Consider the following 17,177-nt stretch of genomic DNA (forward strand, 5'->3'; position numbering starts at 1 on the left):
CTTAAAAAATTGCAATAAATAATTTTGACATCACATAAGCGATCAGCCCACATCCTGGGAAAGTTAAAATCCATGCTATCAGCATTTCTTTCACGATACGCCAGTCAACACTTGAGATTCGCTTAGAAGCACCTACTCCCATAATCGCTGTCGTTTTTGTATGAGTAGTTGAAACTGGAATCCCAAAAGCCGATGCTAAAAATAAACAAATAGCCGTGCTTAAATCTGCAGTGAAGCCTTGATAGCGTTCGAGTTTTACCATATCCATCCCGACTGATTTAATGATTCTCATGCCGCCCACAGAAGTTCCAATGCCCATTGTAATGGAACACAGAACCATAACCCATAACGGAATCACAAAACCGCCACCTGTTTTTTCGACTAAATTATTATAAAAAAGCACTAACATGAACACGCCCATAAATTTTTGCCCATCTTGCGCACCATGTAAAAAAGCATTAGCTCCTGCACCAAAGGCTTGCCCAACTGTAAAAAATTTGTTGGCTTTTCTTCTAGGCACAGCCGAGAAAGCTTTCACAACAAGTTTGGCAATCAAATAACCGCCGCCAAAGCCCATAACGGTAGAAACAACTAGGCCAACAAGCACTTTGATCCATTCCGAGCCATTGACTGCACCCAAACCACCTAATGCCATTGCCGAACCAGTCAAACCGGCAATTAACGCATGGCTTTCACTTGTGGGAATACCAAAATACCACGCAGCAACTGCCCAAACCACAATTGAAAAAAGCGAAGCAGCCAAAGCCACCTGTGAAGCGTTTCCATTTGCGTCAAAACTAACAATGTTGCTAATCGTTTCAGCTACTTGGGCATTAAAAAAGGTCATGACTAATGCACCTAAAAAGTTCATCACAACAGCCATCCAAATTGCGACATTCGGTTTTAACACCCGAGTCGAGACAGCGGTTGCAATTGCGTTCGGCGCATCCGTCCAACCGTTAACAAAAATTACACCCATTACCAAAGTAATCGTTACCAATAATGCAATACTCACAAAGACACCACCATTTTTCATTTATCTATTTTATCATAGCATGTTTTAAAAAAAATGTATGCTTTTTTCTTAAGGCTCTGGCAAATTTTCTTATTTTTTTCTTGAAATTGTCTGTTAAGGAAAAAAACTTGTCGTCTTTTATTGCAATGGAACAATGGATTAGGTATAATGATTACTGTTGAATTACATTGGCTGACCAGTGTAAAACCTAAATCATCGGAGGTGAAACAAATGCCAAATATCGAATCTGCAATCAAACGCGTACGTACAAGTGCTAACGCGAATGCGAAAAATTCATCTCAAACAAACGCAATGCGTACAGCAATCAAGAAATTTGAAGAAGCTGTAGCTGCTGGAGCTGATAACGTCGATGCTTTATACAACGAAGCTGTTAAAGCTGTTGATATGGCTGCAACTAAAGGTTTAATCCATAAAAACAAAGCTAACCGCGATAAAATTCGTTTAAGCAAATTAGCTAAATAATGTGAGATAGAAGTTAGCATTCATGTTAGCTTCTTTTTTCATCCAAAAATGTCCAAGTCTGTTTTCACAAAGACTCGGACATTTTTTTATAAAGGTGAATCAATCCACGGTAAATCCGTTGTGAGATGTTGACTAAATAATTTAGTCTCTTCTCGCAAAGCTAAACGTTGTTGTCGTCTCGTTTCATAATTGGAACAAATCAACTTTTCTTCTGCAGTTTCTGGGACGACTGCCGCTAATTGGAAGTCACTTTCAGGATTCATATGAGACGGAATGGCTACAAAAGTTGTAAAACAAGTCGCCGCTAAATAACGCTCTCCAGTTGTTAAATCTTCTCCTACAACTTTAACAAATACTTCCATCGATTTATGATGCACACCAGAAACAAACGTTTCAACACACACTGAGTGATTTTCTTTTAAAGGTTTTAAAAAATTCAAGTTATCTAAAGATGCTGTAACTGCCCCTCTCCGACAATGTCGTGAAACGGAAATGGATGCGGCGTCATCAATTAAAGACATTAATTTCCCACCAAATAGTGCACCAAAGGGATTTAAATCAAAGGGAAATACACGATGTGTTTGAATCACTCGTGATTCTCGACAAAATTTTTCTTTCGTCATTAACGATTCCTCTACTTTCATTTATAAACTTTTCCACGCTTTACTTTAGCTTACTTTACCATTTGATGCAATCCTTACTTTTTAGGAAACATTTAAAAAATAACAAATTTGCAAGTCCCATTTATTCATTTTTAAGAAAGTTGCTGTATAATAATAACGGTTAAAGAACTTTTAAGGAGATGGATACACATGAAAATTGCAATTGCTGGTGCCGGCGCTATGGGCAGCCGTTTAGAAATTATGTTGCATCAAGGCGGAAATGATGTAACTTTAATCGATCAATGGCCCGCGCACATTGAAGCCATTCGTAAAAATGGTTTAATCGCTGATTTTAATGGAGAAGAAGTTGTCGCAAAACTACCAATCTTCTCACCAGAAGAAATTGACCATCAAAATGAACAAGTTGATTTAATTATTGCTTTAACCAAAGCACAACAATTAGATGCAATGTTTAAAGCGATTCAACCAATGATTACTGAAAAAACGTATGTACTATGTTTATTAAATGGCTTAGGTCATGAAGATGTACTAGAAAAATATGTGCCAAAAGAAAACATCTTGGTTGGCATTACCATGTGGACAGCTGGTTTAGAAGGACCGGGACGTGTTAAACTTTTAGGTGATGGCGAAATTGAATTAGAAAATATTGATCCTTCTGGTAAAGAATTTGCTTTAGAAGTCGTTGATGTCTTCCAAAAAGCTGGTTTAAATCCAAGCTATAGTAGCAATGTTCGCTACTCTATTTGGCGGAAAGCCTGTGTCAATGGCACGCTAAATGGTTTGTGTACAATCCTTGATTGTAATATTGCCGAATTTGGTGCACTACCTGTTAGTGAATCCCTTGTTAAAACATTAATCAGTGAATTTGCAGCAGTCGCAGAAAAAGAAGCCATTCATTTAGATCAAGCAGAAGTCTATACACATATTGCTCAAACTTATGATCCAAACGGTATTGGCTTGCACTATCCGTCTATGTATCAAGATTTAATTAAAAATCATCGTCTCACAGAAATTGATTACATTAATGGTGCTGTTTGGCGCAAAGGACAAAAATACAACGTAGCAACACCTTTCTGTGCCATGTTGACACAGCTTGTTCACGGAAAAGAAGAACTATTAGGAGCTAAATAATAAGAAAATGCCAGAGACAATCGTTGTATGACGATTGCCTCTGGCATTTTCTTATTTTGCTTGTGCAGTCAATTTTAAAATAAATAATTGGAATAGTAATTCTTTATCCATTTGGCCCGTTTTCATGCGGTAATCATTTTCAACTAATTCATCATAAAGTCTTTCTAATCGAGACAATTCAAATCGTCGGACTTGTTGTAACGCTAACTTGACTCGATAAGGATGAACCTTTAATGTATCAGCGATATTCGCTTGTTGATAGCCCATCTTAGCCAAAATTTTGGTTTGCAGAAAAAGGCGAATCTGATTCAATAAGATTGCATTTAACTTAATGGTTTCTTCTCCTTGTAAAAGTAAATCTTCATACAATTGAACAGCTTTTTCACTGTTTCCAGAAAGTACTTCGTTGGTTAAATCAAAAACATTATGTTCCAAAGACTTAGGGACTAATTCTTGAACCGCACCTCGTGTAATTGTCTTCGTTTCAAGGGCATATAAATACAGCTTCTGTAATTCTCCCATAATTTTTGATAAGTTCAAGTCTGTCAATTGAAGTAATAAATCAAAAGCATCGGAGCGAATAGTGTACCCTTCGCTCTCAATCGTTTGAGAAATATACTGACGAATAGCCTTTTCATCCATTGGATTGACGTCAACTACTGTGGCATTTTTTTTCAATGCTTTGGTAACTTTTTTGCGTTCATCTAATTTTTCATAAGAGGCCATAAAAACAAGAACAGTTGTTGGTGATGGACTTTCCAAATAATTCAATAAAAGATTGACATCATGTTCCACACCGTTTGTTTTTCTTTCGGCAGTTAAAAAGTAAGGATTTTCCACAAAGACAAGGCGATAATCACCAAAAAACGGAATTGTTTCCGCTTCAGCAATCGCTGCACTTAAAGGTGTTTCCTCAATATCAAATGAGAAAAAGTTAAATTGATCATCCTCTTCCGTCAACAATTCTTTCATCAATGTTGTTTTAAATAATTCAGTTAAATAAAGTTCTGTTCCTATTAATAAATACACTGGAGCGATTTTTTGCTCTCGCACTTCTTTCAAAGCTTTTTGTAACTCCATTGGCTCGCTCCTTTTCTCGTTTCTCTTGTTTATCCTATCATGTTACTTCTGGAAATACTAGTCTTGTTCTTTAACAAATTTGGCTTTAGAAAGCCCTTGCCAAGGTAACCATTGATAATAAATCATTCCTTGAAGATCGGTCCGATAATAATTTATTTTTTGCTCCTCCAGCGTCGCTAATGTCTCCTGATGAGGATGTTTAAAACGATTATTCAGTCCAGCTGAAATCAATGCTTCTCGCGGATTAAGCTGTTTGATAAATCTTTTAGTAGACGACGTTTTACTACCATGATGACCGACTTTCAAGATGTCGATTTTCAACTGGGGATAGCGAGCCAACACTTGTTCTTCTCCTTCGGCTTCCAAGTCACCAGTAAATAAAAAATGCCGTCCGCCTAATTGTGTGGAAAACACTATCGAGTCATTATTGCCCCCAATACTGCTCTTATTTGGTGATAAAATTTGAAAAGAAACGGGCCCATTAATTCGCTTGGGCGCTAAAATTGGCCGACAGTCTGTCCCGCTTTTTTGGAGTTGTTTCAAGACTTGGCGAAACGAAAAATTGGCTTCAGCTGCTCCTTTAGGAAAATACAGAACAGAAATTGGAACCTTCTGCGCAATGGCTAATAAATCGCCAAAATGGTCTTCATGTGCGTGTGTGATGATCACTTCATCTAAACGTTTGACTCCTTGACTTTTGAGAAAAGGAATCACTGAATATTCCGCTCCTGATCGACTATTTTTCCGTTGCCGCCAAGCTTCTTTGTCAAAAGACAACCGACCACCTGTATCGATCAATGTATTTTTTCTGTGAAAAGGCGCTTGGATAAACAAACTATCCCCTTGGCCTACATCGATCATTGCAACAATGCCAATTGGCGAAAGGTATTTACTATTTATCAAAACAATTAGTAGTCCGATTGAGAAAAAAATTTTTTTAGACTTGTCTGCTAAATAAATCATTGAAAGTCCGATTAGTAATAACAAACTAATTTGTATCCAAGAATTTAAATAGCCGATGGTCAGCTTCGGATTTAAGTGAACTAGCACCCACTCAAATAAGCCATTCATTGTTAAAAATAGTGGTTCGAGCAAGACTGCTAAATAGCGTGCTGGCATAATAATCACTAGAAAAAAGCTCAACGTCAAAAGCGGTAACAAGAACCGTTCAAAAATTGGTAACAAGAGAAATGTTAAGAAACTTCCTAACAAGGGCCATTCATAAAATGATTGGACTAAAATAGGTAAGGAAGCCACAGCCAATAGGAAAGAGCCTAAACAATTTTTAATGAAAGGCGAAGAATAACCAACCAATGTTTGCTCTAAAAACAGCAGAACAAAAGAAAGTAAGTAACTAAATTGACCGCCGACTGAAAAAAAGAGGGTTGGCTGAACAATCAAGTGCACTAAGAGAGTTAAACTCCAACAATCGAGGGCCGGAACCTGCCAATTAAACCGTCGATTGAACGTATTGAGGTTTGTTTGTAAAAGCGCCCGCATGACACTAACTGAGAATCCTGTTAAACCAGCATATATCAGTGAAAAACCGCATTGCCACAAAAAATAACTTTCTTGCGTTCGGCGAGCAATTCTTAGCATTAGTAAGCGAAATAAACGAAGGAAAAAAGAAACATGCATCCCTGACAAACTAAAAAGATGCAAAATGCCTAATGCTGAAAATTTATCGCTTATTTCAGCAAATTCTTCATTACGAAAACCTAAGAGCAACGCATTCATATACATTGCACTAGTCTCAGCAAAATTTTTCTGAATATGTACCATCGCCCATTTCCGCCAGCCGCTAATGATTTCTTTAAACCGCCAAGAAAAAAAAGGACGCGGTTGTCCTATCTCCTCAATGAATAAAATAGCTTCGATTCCTTGATTCTTTAAAAATAGTTGATAATTGAAGCTATTTTTGTTGGTTTGACCTTGGGGCGAGTCTAAAATACCTACAGCAGTTGCCTGAATGGTTGTGGTTAGTTGTTGCCATTGCTGTTTTTCTTTCACACTTTTTAATTGATAAAATGCCATCACTTTCTGCCTTTTGCCTTTTACGATCCAATTGGCAGGAAATTTTACTTGATCACCATCTACTTGTATTTCATCTGGTAATATCGTTAGCTGTCCTGACAAGCGGACTTCTTTAGGCAACAAAGAGACTGGCTTTAACCACTGGAAAATCAATATGCCCCCTACTATTAAAAAACTGCACAAAAAACCTCCCAATATAACAGGAAAACTTTTTGTACAGACAATACGGATAACAGTGATAGAAAAAAGAAGAGCTCCTAATAGACTAGGTGCGAAAAAACACCACAGCCCACAACTAGTCAGCAGAGCTATGAAGAACCAATTATTCCTCAGCTGAGGAAGGATTGTCCTCAAGTGTGGCAAATTCTTCTCCCCATTGTAATTCGGCAAAATATTTTGGTACTAAAGTCACTTTTTCAACCGTGGCTCCTACTTGTTCAATTAAATTTAGGGCGTACGCATCATTACGGTAATCCTTTAAATAATAAATCTTTTTAATCCCTGCTTGTAAAATCATCTTTGTACATTGCAGGCAAGGGAAATGTGTCACATAAATTTCTGCCCCTTCTGTAGGGACGCCAAACTTCGCACATTGTAAAATTGCATTCATTTCTGCGTGGATTGTTCGAACGCAATGATTATCAACAACATAGCATCCTTCATCAATACAATGCGTTCCGCCACTGACTGAACCATTGTAACCTCCTGCAATAATTCGTTTGTCGCGAACAATGGTTGCTCCGACAGTTAACCGTGTGCAAGTACTTCTTAATGATAATAAGACGCTTTGTCCCATAAAATATTGGTCCCATGGAATTCGTTCCATAATAAACCTCCTTTATTTTTAATGACTCCTGTGTTCGATTTGCCAAATCATTTAATCTTATTACAAATAGTATGTTATCCGCATCCCATAGTCAAGAATTCTCAGGAATTTTCTGTTAAAAGTTAGCCAGTCACTGTCAACATGTCTTTTAAACGTTCTACTGTTTTCTCTCCAATACCTGGAACATTTTTCAGTTCCTCGACGGTTTTAAACGGTCCTTGTTCGTCACGAAAGCGAATAATCTCTTGTGCTTTTTTCGCACCGATTCCTGAAATCGTTTGTAGCTCTGCTTCTGTTGCCCTATTAAGGTTGATTTTTTCCTCCTGATTTTGCTGAGCAGGTGCTGATTCCTGCAGCGTTTCTAATGACTGTGGCACTGGTTCTCCTTTTTTGGGCACGTAAATAATCATTTGATCTTTTACTTTTTGAGCGTAATTGACCTGGGTAGTATCAGCTTCCTCGCTCACGCCTCCAGCTAAAGCTAAAGCATCCCAAATCCGCTGCTGATTTTTTAGTTGATAGATTCCTGGTACTTTCACTGCGCCTTTAATATCAACATAGATCATTGTTTCTGCCCTTTCTTTTGTGGCATCTGTGGCGAACTCTGCCATAGTGGTCAGACTTGTCTCCTCCCACATTGTGGTGTCTACACGTGGCTCCTTATTAACCATCAAATAAATGCCCACTAATAGAGTTATCAAAATAACTATAGACGCGCCACTACCTAGCAATAGCCACTTTTTAGGTAACTGTTTCAACCAATCCATCGTTTGTCCTCCCTTCAAAATATAATTACGCATTTTTTAACAAAAAAATGCGCCTGGACCAAAAATCACTAGTAATTTTTGGCCCAGGCACACTTTTATTTTAATTTTTCTAGATAGTTCAAGGCATCTTGAACCGTTTTTACTGGGACAATTTTCATTTTTGTCCCAATTTTTTTCGCAGCTTCTTGTGCTTCTTGATAATTCGATTTGATTTTCGGCTCAACTTTTTTCATTTCTGAAGTTATTTCATCATCGGGTGCAAAGAAAATTTCTGCACCGTTCTCACTGGCAGTTACAACTTTTTTGTCAATGCCTCCGATTCTACCAACGATTCCTTGACTGTTCATCGTACCTGTTCCAGCAATTTCATGACCTTTACGTAAATCTTTATGACTTAATTGTTCATATGTCTGCAAAGTAAACATTAACCCAGCCGATGGCCCACCAATATCACCCGCTTCAATAGATACTGGGATAGAAGAATCAATTTCTGTATGATCGGTCAAACCAATACCAATCCCCGCTTTTTTATCTGTTGGCAATTCAATTAATTTGCCGGTCGCTTCTTTTGCTTTGCCATCTTGAATAAATTGAACAGTGACTTTTTGATTCACTTTTTGTGCTTTAATGTAATTCATTAATTCTTCACTGCTTTTAAAAGATTTGCCATCCACGCCTGTCACGGTATCGCCAACTTCAATTTTTCCTTTAAAACTTGAGTTGTCTTCCATCGCTAACACATAGACGCCTTTAAATTTCATCTCATATGGAACCTTCGCTAATTTTAAGGCTTGCTCAATTGCGGCGTTTTTTGAGGAATCCATATAGTATTGTTGAATTCGATTATATTCGCTATTACTACTATCTCCCATTAATTCTTTTTTAGACATAACTTCTTGAAAATCCGAAAAGTTTGCTTTTATGGCAGAAAAAATAGTGGCCGAACGAATGCCCACCGTTGTTAAATAAAAAGCACCAGACTGCGTATCTTTTTTCCCATCAACAGTTACAAACTCCTTTAAATTTTCAGTCGTTCCTGGTCCTTCAATATAATAAGGAATGGGGACGATAAACAAACCAATTAGCAGCAATGCCAATACCATTGGAATGAGTGATTTAAACGAAAATTTCTCTGTTTTTTTATCATTATTTTAGCTCCAGTCATTCTTCTTTTGTTTTAACGCGTGATAAATATTTGGAGGAAGATAGTCAGACACATCGCCCCCAAAACGTAAAACTTCTTTTAGTAAACTGGAGCTTACATGTGCATATGGTTCTTCTGCTAATAGAAAAACCGTTTCAATTTCTGGCGCCAGATGTTGATTCATTTTAGCAATGTCTTTCTCGTACTCGTAGTCTTTGACGTTTCTAATGCCACGAATCAAAAAATTAGCCCCTAATGATTTTGCACTTTCCACAGTTAACTGGGTTTCTTGCATAATAACACGCACATTTGGCATTTCTTTAGTTGCTTCTTCAATTAAATATTTTTTCTCTTCTGGCGTAAATAATGTTTGCTTACTTGTATTTATAAAAACGCCAATAATGACTTCGTCAAATAACTTCGCACTGCGTTCAATCAAATTTAAATGACCATTTGTCATCGGATCAAAACTTCCGGGAAATAGAGCAATTTTACGCATCCTACGCCTCCTGACGATAAATCGTTACTTGAGTGATTCCGTAAACGGTTTCTCTTGTTTTTTCTAGTGTGCCAATCGTTTCCGGTAATTTGACAGTTTTATCTGTTTCACAAACGATAACGGCTTCGTTTGTTAATAACTGCCGTTCTAACATCTTTTCTAATTGTGAAACAATTTCTTGTTTGGCATAGGGCGGATCCAATAAGACCAAATCAAATTGTAGCTTCTCTTCATAAAACTGTTCTAAGGCACGATTAGCATCCATTTTTCTAACTTCAAATTTTTCTGGTTCTTTTGTAATCGCAATATTTTCTTTAATTACTTTTAGTGCAGCAAAATTCTTTTCAATACAAATACTTTTGTCCATTCCACGAGAAACGGCTTCAATCGCTAACCCGCCACTTCCTGAATATAAATCCAGCGCCATTCCACCGTCGAAATATGGACCAATCATATTAAAAATAGATTCTTTTACTTTATCTGTTGTGGGCCTAGTATTGTCGCCATCTAACGCTTTCAAGCGTCGGCCACCATATTCTCCAGAAATAACACGCATTGTTTCGACTCCTTTATCAATCATTCTTTTATAATTCATTATAACAAAAAGAGTGAAAAATGTTTGAAATTTCTCATAACATTTCTCACTCTTTTGCATTAGACATTCTCTGCTAAGCGAATCTCTGTAGATAATTCCTCTACTACATAGCCATCGTCTTCTTGTTCTTGATAAGCCGCTTTGGTACCAATTTTTTCAGCAAAATTCATTTCGACATCTGGTCGATACGATTTATCGACACTACGAACAAAATGTAACTGATTAATTTTTTCCATGTTACTTTCAATATTTTCTTCATTCATGTAAATCACCACATATTTCATTTTTCGTGAAACATAGTGAATCAGTCCATATCGGCGTAACTGTTTTAACGGTTTTAATGTGTATACCCAAACAATTAGACAACGACGCTCTTGAAGCGTAAATTCTTTTTCTTCTTTAGCTTGCATGGCAGCTTCCTCCACAACCTGAATGTTTCTTTCCTCGTTCAAAGAAAGGATTTCCAGCATCTACTTTAATGTCTTCAGAAATTAGTTGCGCGATCTTTAAACCAATTGTATCTAGCAACGTTTGAACGTTTGTCTCAGCAAAACGATAATTTGCAACGATTTCATTTAAATCAAGCGCCCGCTTCGCTTTACGTAGGGCTCGTTGTTTCTCCCGAAAATCGGGTGCATGAATTCCATAAGCTTCTACTCGTTCAAAGGCTGACTTAGCTTCTAAAAATGCTTTTTGTAACTGAGCAACTTCCGCCGAAGCATACATAGCTTTTTTTGTTTCTTTATAGTTTTGAACAGCATCACTTTCTAAAAGTGCTGAAATTAAACATTCTGTTTGATCTTCAATTGCAAATAAATGTTCTGTCACAATCATAACTTTTCACTACTCTCCGTGATTTGCCTATTTTCTGGTCGTTTCTCTAATAAGACTAACACACCTTCATTGGAAAAGGCAACGCCCAATTCTGTCGTTTCTGACTCAGCAAAATAGCTATCATATTGCGGGTCCGAAAACCATGACAAAATAGTAAAGGTACTATCATAAACAGGTTCTTGGAAAATACCTGCTGGTTCTCTCAACGAAAGTTTGCTCGTTTTAACTAATAAAGAAAATTCGTCCTTAGTCAAATGAAAGGGATGAATGGCTGTATGTTCCTCTCTCGTTTGTAACAATTCTGCTTGTCGATTTGCCGACAAAATTGTTGGTGTATGGTTAGCCATCGTTTGATACAATGTTTGGGCATCTTTTTGACTTTGTGTGGAAACTGAAAAAGCAGCTTGATTTTCTTGCTGTTTAACCAGATTCATGACATAAATCGCTTGGTTACTTTGAACAGGATCGAAGGTCATTGACTGCGTTATATCAACTGGCAAAGGAGAACCTTCATTTAATTGATACGGCATTTCCGTGAGCAACGTTTCTTTATTGACATAATTAACTGCCATTAAACCGCCTGTCCGCTGATTAAAAAATAACACTGCAAAACTGCCATTATCAAAAGCAACCAGTGGTCGATAGTTCATATCTTCTTCCATCAGCTCGACATCGTAAGCTTCATGATGAAAATTAAATGCAAAATTCGAATAAATCGTCATTAAATCAGACAAGTCAGCAAGCTTCATATCTATCTTAAACGGTTCTATCATTTTGTCATTGTTAAAGGCCTTAATTGCGATGACTTTATTTTCTCGAACGTTGACTTCTAAGTAATCATTCATCGTCAAACCGAACGTCCATAATTCATACGTACGACCTGTTTTAATTTTTTCTTTAGGATTGCCAAACTGGCGGATAAAGGTTTCCACATCTTTCCCTATGTATGCTGCGTAGCCAGAAGCTGGCAATTCTTCATGAGGAACAGCGGTGTGAGCGCTGGATAAGCGCCCACTTTGAGCTGTTTCGGTTGGTTTTTCAGCAGGGAAAAAAACTGGCTCTAAATATCCGATGAGTAGAACTGTTAAAAAAACAGCAGTAAAGGCCCAAAATCGCTTCATTTTTTCCCCTCTCATCTTATTTTTCTTTCACTTCTAATAACAAATCACCTGAGCTGATTGCTTCGCCTTCTTCAACATAAATGTGATCTACCGTGCCCGCAAAACGTGCTTCGATAGTCGTTTCCATTTTCATGGCTTCTGTAATCAGCAACGGCTGACCTTTTTCTACTTTATCGCCACGTTTGACCAATACTTGTAGAACAGAACCAGACATCGTTGCGCCGATTTGTTCTTTATTAGTTGGTTCCGCCTTTTGTTTAACTTGAACAGCTGACTTAATAGAGGCATCTTTAACTAAAACCTCACGACGTTGCCCATTCAAATTGAAGAACAAGACACGGTTTCCGTCAATATCAGGTTCGCCAATTTCATCTAAACGAATAATTAACGTTTTTCCTCGTTCAATTTGAACTTCCAATGTCTCTCCTTGACGAATACCATTAAAGAATGTTGGCGTATCTAATAAGGTTATATCTCCAAAGGTTTCGTATTTTTGTCGATACTCTAAAAATACTTGTGGATACATTAAATAACTTAAAACTTCTTCCAATTTAGGTTGATACCCAATTTTTTCGGCTAATTCTTCTTGTACTTTCGCAAAATCAACAGGTGCTGCTAAGTCACCTGGTCGCTCTGTGAAGGCTGGTCGACCTTTTAGAATAATTCGTTGGAGCTCTTTCGGGAACCCACCAACTGGTTGACCTAAATCACCTTGGAAAAAAGTCACAACGGATTCAGGAAAACTTAGTTCTTCACCACGCGCATAAACATCTTGTTCTGTCAGATTATTTTGAACCATGAAGAGTGCCATGTCTCCCACGACTTTTGAAGATGGCGTCACTTTTACAATATCGCCAAACATCAAATTCACTGTGTGATACACTTTTTTGATTTCATCCCAACGGTGCCCTAAGCCTACCGCTTTTGCTTGCTGCTGTAGATTAGAGTATTGACCACCAGGCATTTCATGCATATAGACTTCTGTTTGCGGGGCATTTAATCCATTTTCAAATGGTTGATAATACATGCGCACATCTTCCCAATAATGATTGATTTTCTGTGCATTATCAATGTTAATAGTTGGCGTCCGTTCACCATTGACTAAAGCATAATATAGACTGTTCATACTTGGCTGGCTAGTTGCGCCACTCATCGCACTCATTGCGACGTCAACAATATCAACGCCTGCTTTAGTGGCTGCTGAATAAGTGATGATCCCATTGCCACTAGTATCGTGGGTATGGAGATGGATTGGTAAATCCGTGGCTGCCTTTAATTCACTAATTAAACGATAAGCAGCTTGTGGTTTCAATAAGCCAGCCATATCTTTAATCGCAATGATTTGTGCGCCTAAATTTTCCAATTCTTTAGCCATATCAAGGTAATATTGAACATTATATTTTGCTCGGGCTGGATCATTGATGTCCCCAGTATAACAAATTGCTGCTTCCGCAATTTTTCCGGTATCCCGAACGACTTGAATACTTTTTTCCATTTGAGGAATCCAGTTTAAGCTATCAAAAATTCGGAAAACATCGACTCCTTGGCGAGCGGATTCTTTAATAAATTCTTCAATAACATTATCAGGATAATTTTGATAGCCTACCGCATTAGATCCTCTGAACAGCATTTGTAAAAGTGTGTTTGGCATCAACTGACGAATTTTTCTTAAACGTTGCCATGGGTCTTCGGTTAAGAAGCGATAGGCAACATCGAACGTAGCGCCACCCCACATTTCACTAGAAAACAGCTCAGGCAGGGCTGCATCAGTTAGACCAGCAATTGCTTTAAAATCTTGTGTTCTCACACGAGTAGCTAATAAACTTTGGTGCGCATCACGGAACGTGGTATCTGTCATTAACACACTTTCTTGATTCTTAACCCAATCGATGACGGCGGTTGCTCCTTGAGCGTCTAGAATATTTTTAGCTGTGATCACTTTTTCTGGAACTTCAATATCTGTCGGCACGCGCGGGGCTTCAAAATATTTTTTCTCCGTTCGTTCAATGCCAGGGAACCCATTGACCGTTACTTCTCCAATGTATTTCATCGTTTTATTGCCACGATCGCGCATACGAGGAAATTCAAATAATTCAGGTGTATTATCAATAAAGGTTGTTTTGGCTTCGCCAGATTGAAACGCTGGATAGCTCACAACATTTTGTAAAAACGGAATATTTGTTTTCACGCCACGAATCCGAAATTCTTTTAAGCAGCGTTGCATTTTACTGATTGCCTGTTCAAAAGAGAAACCATGCGTACAGACTTTAACCAATAAAGAATCAAAGTAAGGCGTCACAGCGTAGCCAGAATAAGCATTTCCTACATCTAAACGCACACCAAAACCACCTGGTGAACGATACGTATCAATTTTCCCTGTATCTGGCATAAATTGGTTCAGGGGATCTTCAGTCGTAATCCGACATTGAATAGCCGCGCCTTTTAATGTCAATTCGTTTTGTTTTGGCAAATGCATATCTTTATGCAAATCAAGCCCTTGCGCAATTTGTAATTGAGAGATCACAATATCAATATCTGTAATCATTTCTGTGATAGTATGTTCTACCTGAACACGAGGATTCACTTCAATAAAATAAAACTGATCCCCTTCTACTAAAAACTCAACCGTTCCCGCATTCACGTAGCCGACATGCGCCATTAACTGCACAGCAGCCGAACAAATGGCTGCTCGTTGTTCTTCATTCATTGATACACATGGTGCGACTTCTACCACTTTTTGGTGGCGCCGTTGAACGGAACAATCACGTTCAAATAAATGCAAGACGTTCCCATGATGATCGCCTAAAATTTGTACTTCGATATGTTTAGGATTAGAAATATACTTTTCAACATAAACCTCGTCAGAACCAAAGGCTGCTTTCGCTTCACTTTTGGCTCTTTCGTAACCTTCTCGTGCTTCCTTGGCATCGTGGGCAACGCGCATCCCGCGACCGCCGCCACCTAAAGCAGCTTTAATCATGATAGGAAAGCCATGCGTTTCACCAAAAGCTACGACCTCTTCCACCGTTGCTACTGGCCCATCTGAGCCTGGAATCGAAGCAATCCCCGCAGCTACAGCTGCTTCTTTCGCTTTAATTTTATCGCCAAAAATATCTAAATGATGTGTTTTAGGTCCGACAAAAATGATTCCTTCTTCTTCACAACGTTCGGCGAAGCGTAAGTTCTCAGATAAAAAGCCATAACCAGGATGAATGGCATCTGCTCCCGATTTTTTGGCAATTTGGATAATATTTTCAATGTCTAAATAGGCTTCAATTGGTTTTTTCCCTTTACCAACTAAATACGCTTCATCTGCTTTGAAACGATGAACAGAATACTCATCTTCTGCAGCATAAATCGCTACTGTCTGGATATCTAATTCTGTACAAGCTCTAAAAATTCGAATCGCAATTTCGCCACGATTGGCAACTAATACCTTTTTCATAACGTCACTCCTACCATCAATTTCCTTCAAATTTATTGGTTCTGTTCTAAAGATAAATAGTACTCATTTTCTAATTTCTGACGTGTTTCATCTGCACTGATATTCAGGACAAAGGCCACAGCAATCGAAATAATCAGCAAACTATTCCCACCTTGACTCAAGAACGGGAAAGTAATTCCTGTTAATGGAATAATCCCAGTAATCCCACCAACATTAATAAAGACTTGAATTAATAACATTGTACCAATTCCAATACACATTAGTGAATTAAAAGGTTTCTTCGAGCGTACACCGACTAAAATAATTCGCGCAATCATAAACATCAACAATCCTAAAATCGCTAGACCGCCGATAATGCCTAACTCTTCTAAAGTAATCGCAAAGATAAAGTCCGTATGTGCTTCTGGTAAAAAGCCTTTTTTCTGAACACTATTCCCTAGACCTTTGCCAAACCAGCCGCCATTACTGATTGCATAATAAGAATTAGCTAACTGATGGCCTAAGTTCCGTTCATCTAAAAATGGATTTTTAAAAACAGCAAAACGATTATAAATATATTGATAACGCGCTGGGAAAATTTTTCCTTTAGACATAATTAATAACTGAATAGCCGTGATACTACCTAAAATGCCCAAGCCACCGACCAAGTAGGTATACATATAATTAATCCCACTTGCTAAAACCATCACGATGGTAATTAATGTTAGAATGGCCGCATTCCCGAAGTCAGGCTGGATTGCAACTAGAGCAATTAATACAAAAACGAGCATCAACGGGCGCCCGGCAGCTTGTTTAAATTGATCCATGCCTCCATTAATTGTCTTTTGTCGCCGTGCTAAAATATAAGACAGATACCAGACAACCATAATTTTTAAATACTCAGCTGGTTGCATCGAAAATCCACCAATCTCAATCCAACCACGTGCGCCGTTAATTTCTTTCCCGATACCAGGAATCCGAACGGCTAAAACCATAACCGTAATTACTGCAATGGCAAACATGATAAAACTTCGATTCTGAAAAACGGATGTTTTCATCTTATAAATAAAAAACATTGCAACTAACCCTACTACCCAAAAGGCAACCTGGTTAATAACGAATGAGGTAGGTGAAAAACCTTTCATTACTTGTAATGCGGATGTGGAACTATATACCATAATCAATCCCACGATGCTTAAAATTAAATATGGAATAAAAATACTATAGTCTAGCAAATGCCGTTTCTTTACTTTGTTTGGCAAAGCTTAACCCTCCTTGCCAATCTCGTTTTTTTCTTGTGTTTCTTCATAAACATCTGTATATAATTGATTCAATTCGCGTTCTAAATCACTTAGTAAGCGATGTCCTTCATCATTAGTTAAAATCCCCAAACGGGTCGCATAGGTCACTTGTCTTGAAAAACCATACATTTGTGTATCCACCACTTCTTCAAACGCTTTACATTGAGAAATGCACAAACTGTTTTTTTGATTACGAATAAGCATTTTAATGCGTTCTGCATCGTCTTCTAATAATTGAATGGCAAATTTCTTTGAAATTCCTTCGTCCATTTGTACAGAACCTCCCTATCTTAATTAAAT

Annotated in this window: 17 protein-coding genes; 2 read left to right on the forward strand and 15 right to left on the reverse strand. The window is 37.9% G+C overall.

What is annotated here, in order from left to right; translation table 11 throughout:
• Position 1: 1 nt before the first annotated feature.
• Positions 2–1,036, reverse strand: coding sequence for an inorganic phosphate transporter (locus tag PYW42_RS10300; RefSeq protein ID WP_002356704.1), 1,035 nt, complete (start codon positions 1,034–1,036; stop codon positions 2–4).
• A 210-nt stretch (positions 1,037–1,246) separates the two neighbouring features.
• Here PYW42_RS10300 and rpsT point away from each other — a divergent pair, with 210 nt between their 5' ends.
• On the forward strand, positions 1,247–1,498 hold the full coding sequence (gene rpsT, locus PYW42_RS10305; protein WP_002356703.1) for a 30S ribosomal protein S20: 252 nt from the start codon (positions 1,247–1,249) through the stop codon (positions 1,496–1,498).
• A gap of 86 nt (positions 1,499–1,584) precedes the next feature.
• On the opposite strand, the gene PYW42_RS10310 is transcribed toward rpsT, so the two are convergent.
• Positions 1,585–2,142, reverse strand: coding sequence for an acyl-CoA thioesterase (locus PYW42_RS10310; protein ID WP_002382741.1), 558 nt, complete (start codon positions 2,140–2,142; stop codon positions 1,585–1,587).
• A 168-nt stretch (positions 2,143–2,310) separates the two neighbouring features.
• Between PYW42_RS10310 and PYW42_RS10315 the strand changes: the two genes are divergently transcribed.
• Positions 2,311–3,252 carry a ketopantoate reductase family protein gene (locus PYW42_RS10315; protein WP_002411102.1) on the forward strand — a complete coding sequence of 314 codons (942 nt, stop codon included), beginning with the start codon at positions 2,311–2,313 and terminating at the stop codon, positions 3,250–3,252.
• Positions 3,253–3,303: 51 nt separating this feature from the next.
• Here PYW42_RS10315 and holA read toward each other — a convergent pair whose 3' ends face one another.
• The 13 genes from holA to PYW42_RS10380 all read right to left on the reverse strand — a co-directional run bounded on the left by holA (position 3,304) and on the right by PYW42_RS10380 (position 17,147).
• The gene (gene holA, locus PYW42_RS10320) at positions 3,304–4,332 is read right to left on the reverse strand and encodes a DNA polymerase III subunit delta (RefSeq protein WP_002411100.1); all 1,029 of its coding nucleotides are present in this window, start codon (positions 4,330–4,332) and stop codon (positions 3,304–3,306) included.
• Between the two features lie 57 nt (positions 4,333–4,389).
• Positions 4,390–6,654, reverse strand: a complete 2,265-nt coding sequence (locus PYW42_RS10325) for a DNA internalization-related competence protein ComEC/Rec2 (protein WP_161936765.1) — start codon at positions 6,652–6,654, stop codon at positions 4,390–4,392.
• A gap of 34 nt (positions 6,655–6,688) precedes the next feature.
• Entirely contained in the window at positions 6,689–7,192 is a 504-nt protein-coding gene (locus PYW42_RS10330; RefSeq protein ID WP_002356697.1) for a ComE operon protein 2, read from the reverse strand.
• A gap of 122 nt (positions 7,193–7,314) precedes the next feature.
• On the reverse strand, positions 7,315–7,992 hold the full coding sequence (locus tag PYW42_RS10335) for a helix-hairpin-helix domain-containing protein (RefSeq protein WP_002384213.1): 678 nt from the start codon (positions 7,990–7,992) through the stop codon (positions 7,315–7,317).
• 62 nt (positions 7,993–8,054) lie between these two features.
• Positions 8,055–9,062: a SepM family pheromone-processing serine protease gene (locus PYW42_RS10340; RefSeq protein ID WP_010816161.1), complete on the reverse strand. Its 1,008-nt coding sequence runs from the start codon at positions 9,060–9,062 to the stop codon at positions 8,055–8,057.
• A 48-nt stretch (positions 9,063–9,110) separates the two neighbouring features.
• A complete protein-coding gene (gene coaD, locus PYW42_RS10345) occupies positions 9,111–9,602 on the reverse strand; it encodes a pantetheine-phosphate adenylyltransferase (protein ID WP_002356693.1) in 492 nt (163 codons plus the stop codon).
• A 1-nt stretch (position 9,603) separates the two neighbouring features.
• Entirely contained in the window at positions 9,604–10,197 is a 594-nt protein-coding gene (rsmD, locus tag PYW42_RS10350; protein ID WP_002414371.1) for a 16S rRNA (guanine(966)-N(2))-methyltransferase RsmD, read from the reverse strand.
• 59 nt (positions 10,198–10,256) lie between these two features.
• Positions 10,257–10,607 carry a YlbG family protein gene (locus PYW42_RS10355; protein ID WP_002359714.1) on the reverse strand — a complete coding sequence of 117 codons (351 nt, stop codon included), beginning with the start codon at positions 10,605–10,607 and terminating at the stop codon, positions 10,257–10,259.
• A complete protein-coding gene (locus PYW42_RS10360) occupies positions 10,597–11,031 on the reverse strand; it encodes a YlbF/YmcA family competence regulator (protein WP_002356689.1) in 435 nt (144 codons plus the stop codon). Before PYW42_RS10360 ends, PYW42_RS10355 begins: the two co-directional genes overlap by 11 nt.
• Positions 11,028–12,152, reverse strand: a complete 1,125-nt coding sequence (locus tag PYW42_RS10365; RefSeq protein WP_002379682.1) for a CAP-associated domain-containing protein — start codon at positions 12,150–12,152, stop codon at positions 11,028–11,030. Before PYW42_RS10365 ends, PYW42_RS10360 begins: the two co-directional genes overlap by 4 nt.
• Before the next feature lie 16 nt (positions 12,153–12,168).
• The gene (locus PYW42_RS10370) at positions 12,169–15,597 is read right to left on the reverse strand and encodes a pyruvate carboxylase (RefSeq protein WP_010816162.1); all 3,429 of its coding nucleotides are present in this window, start codon (positions 15,595–15,597) and stop codon (positions 12,169–12,171) included.
• Positions 15,598–15,629: 32 nt separating this feature from the next.
• Positions 15,630–16,838, reverse strand: a complete 1,209-nt coding sequence (locus PYW42_RS10375) for an FtsW/RodA/SpoVE family cell cycle protein (RefSeq protein WP_002356686.1) — start codon at positions 16,836–16,838, stop codon at positions 15,630–15,632.
• A 3-nt stretch (positions 16,839–16,841) separates the two neighbouring features.
• Positions 16,842–17,147 carry an Fpa/YlaN family protein gene (locus PYW42_RS10380; protein WP_002356684.1) on the reverse strand — a complete coding sequence of 102 codons (306 nt, stop codon included), beginning with the start codon at positions 17,145–17,147 and terminating at the stop codon, positions 16,842–16,844.
• Between the last annotated feature and the right edge of the window lie 30 nt (positions 17,148–17,177).

Origin of the sequence: Enterococcus faecalis, from assembly GCF_029024925.1 — a bacterium.
Taxonomy (GTDB): Bacteria; Bacillota; Bacilli; order Lactobacillales; family Enterococcaceae; genus Enterococcus; species Enterococcus faecalis.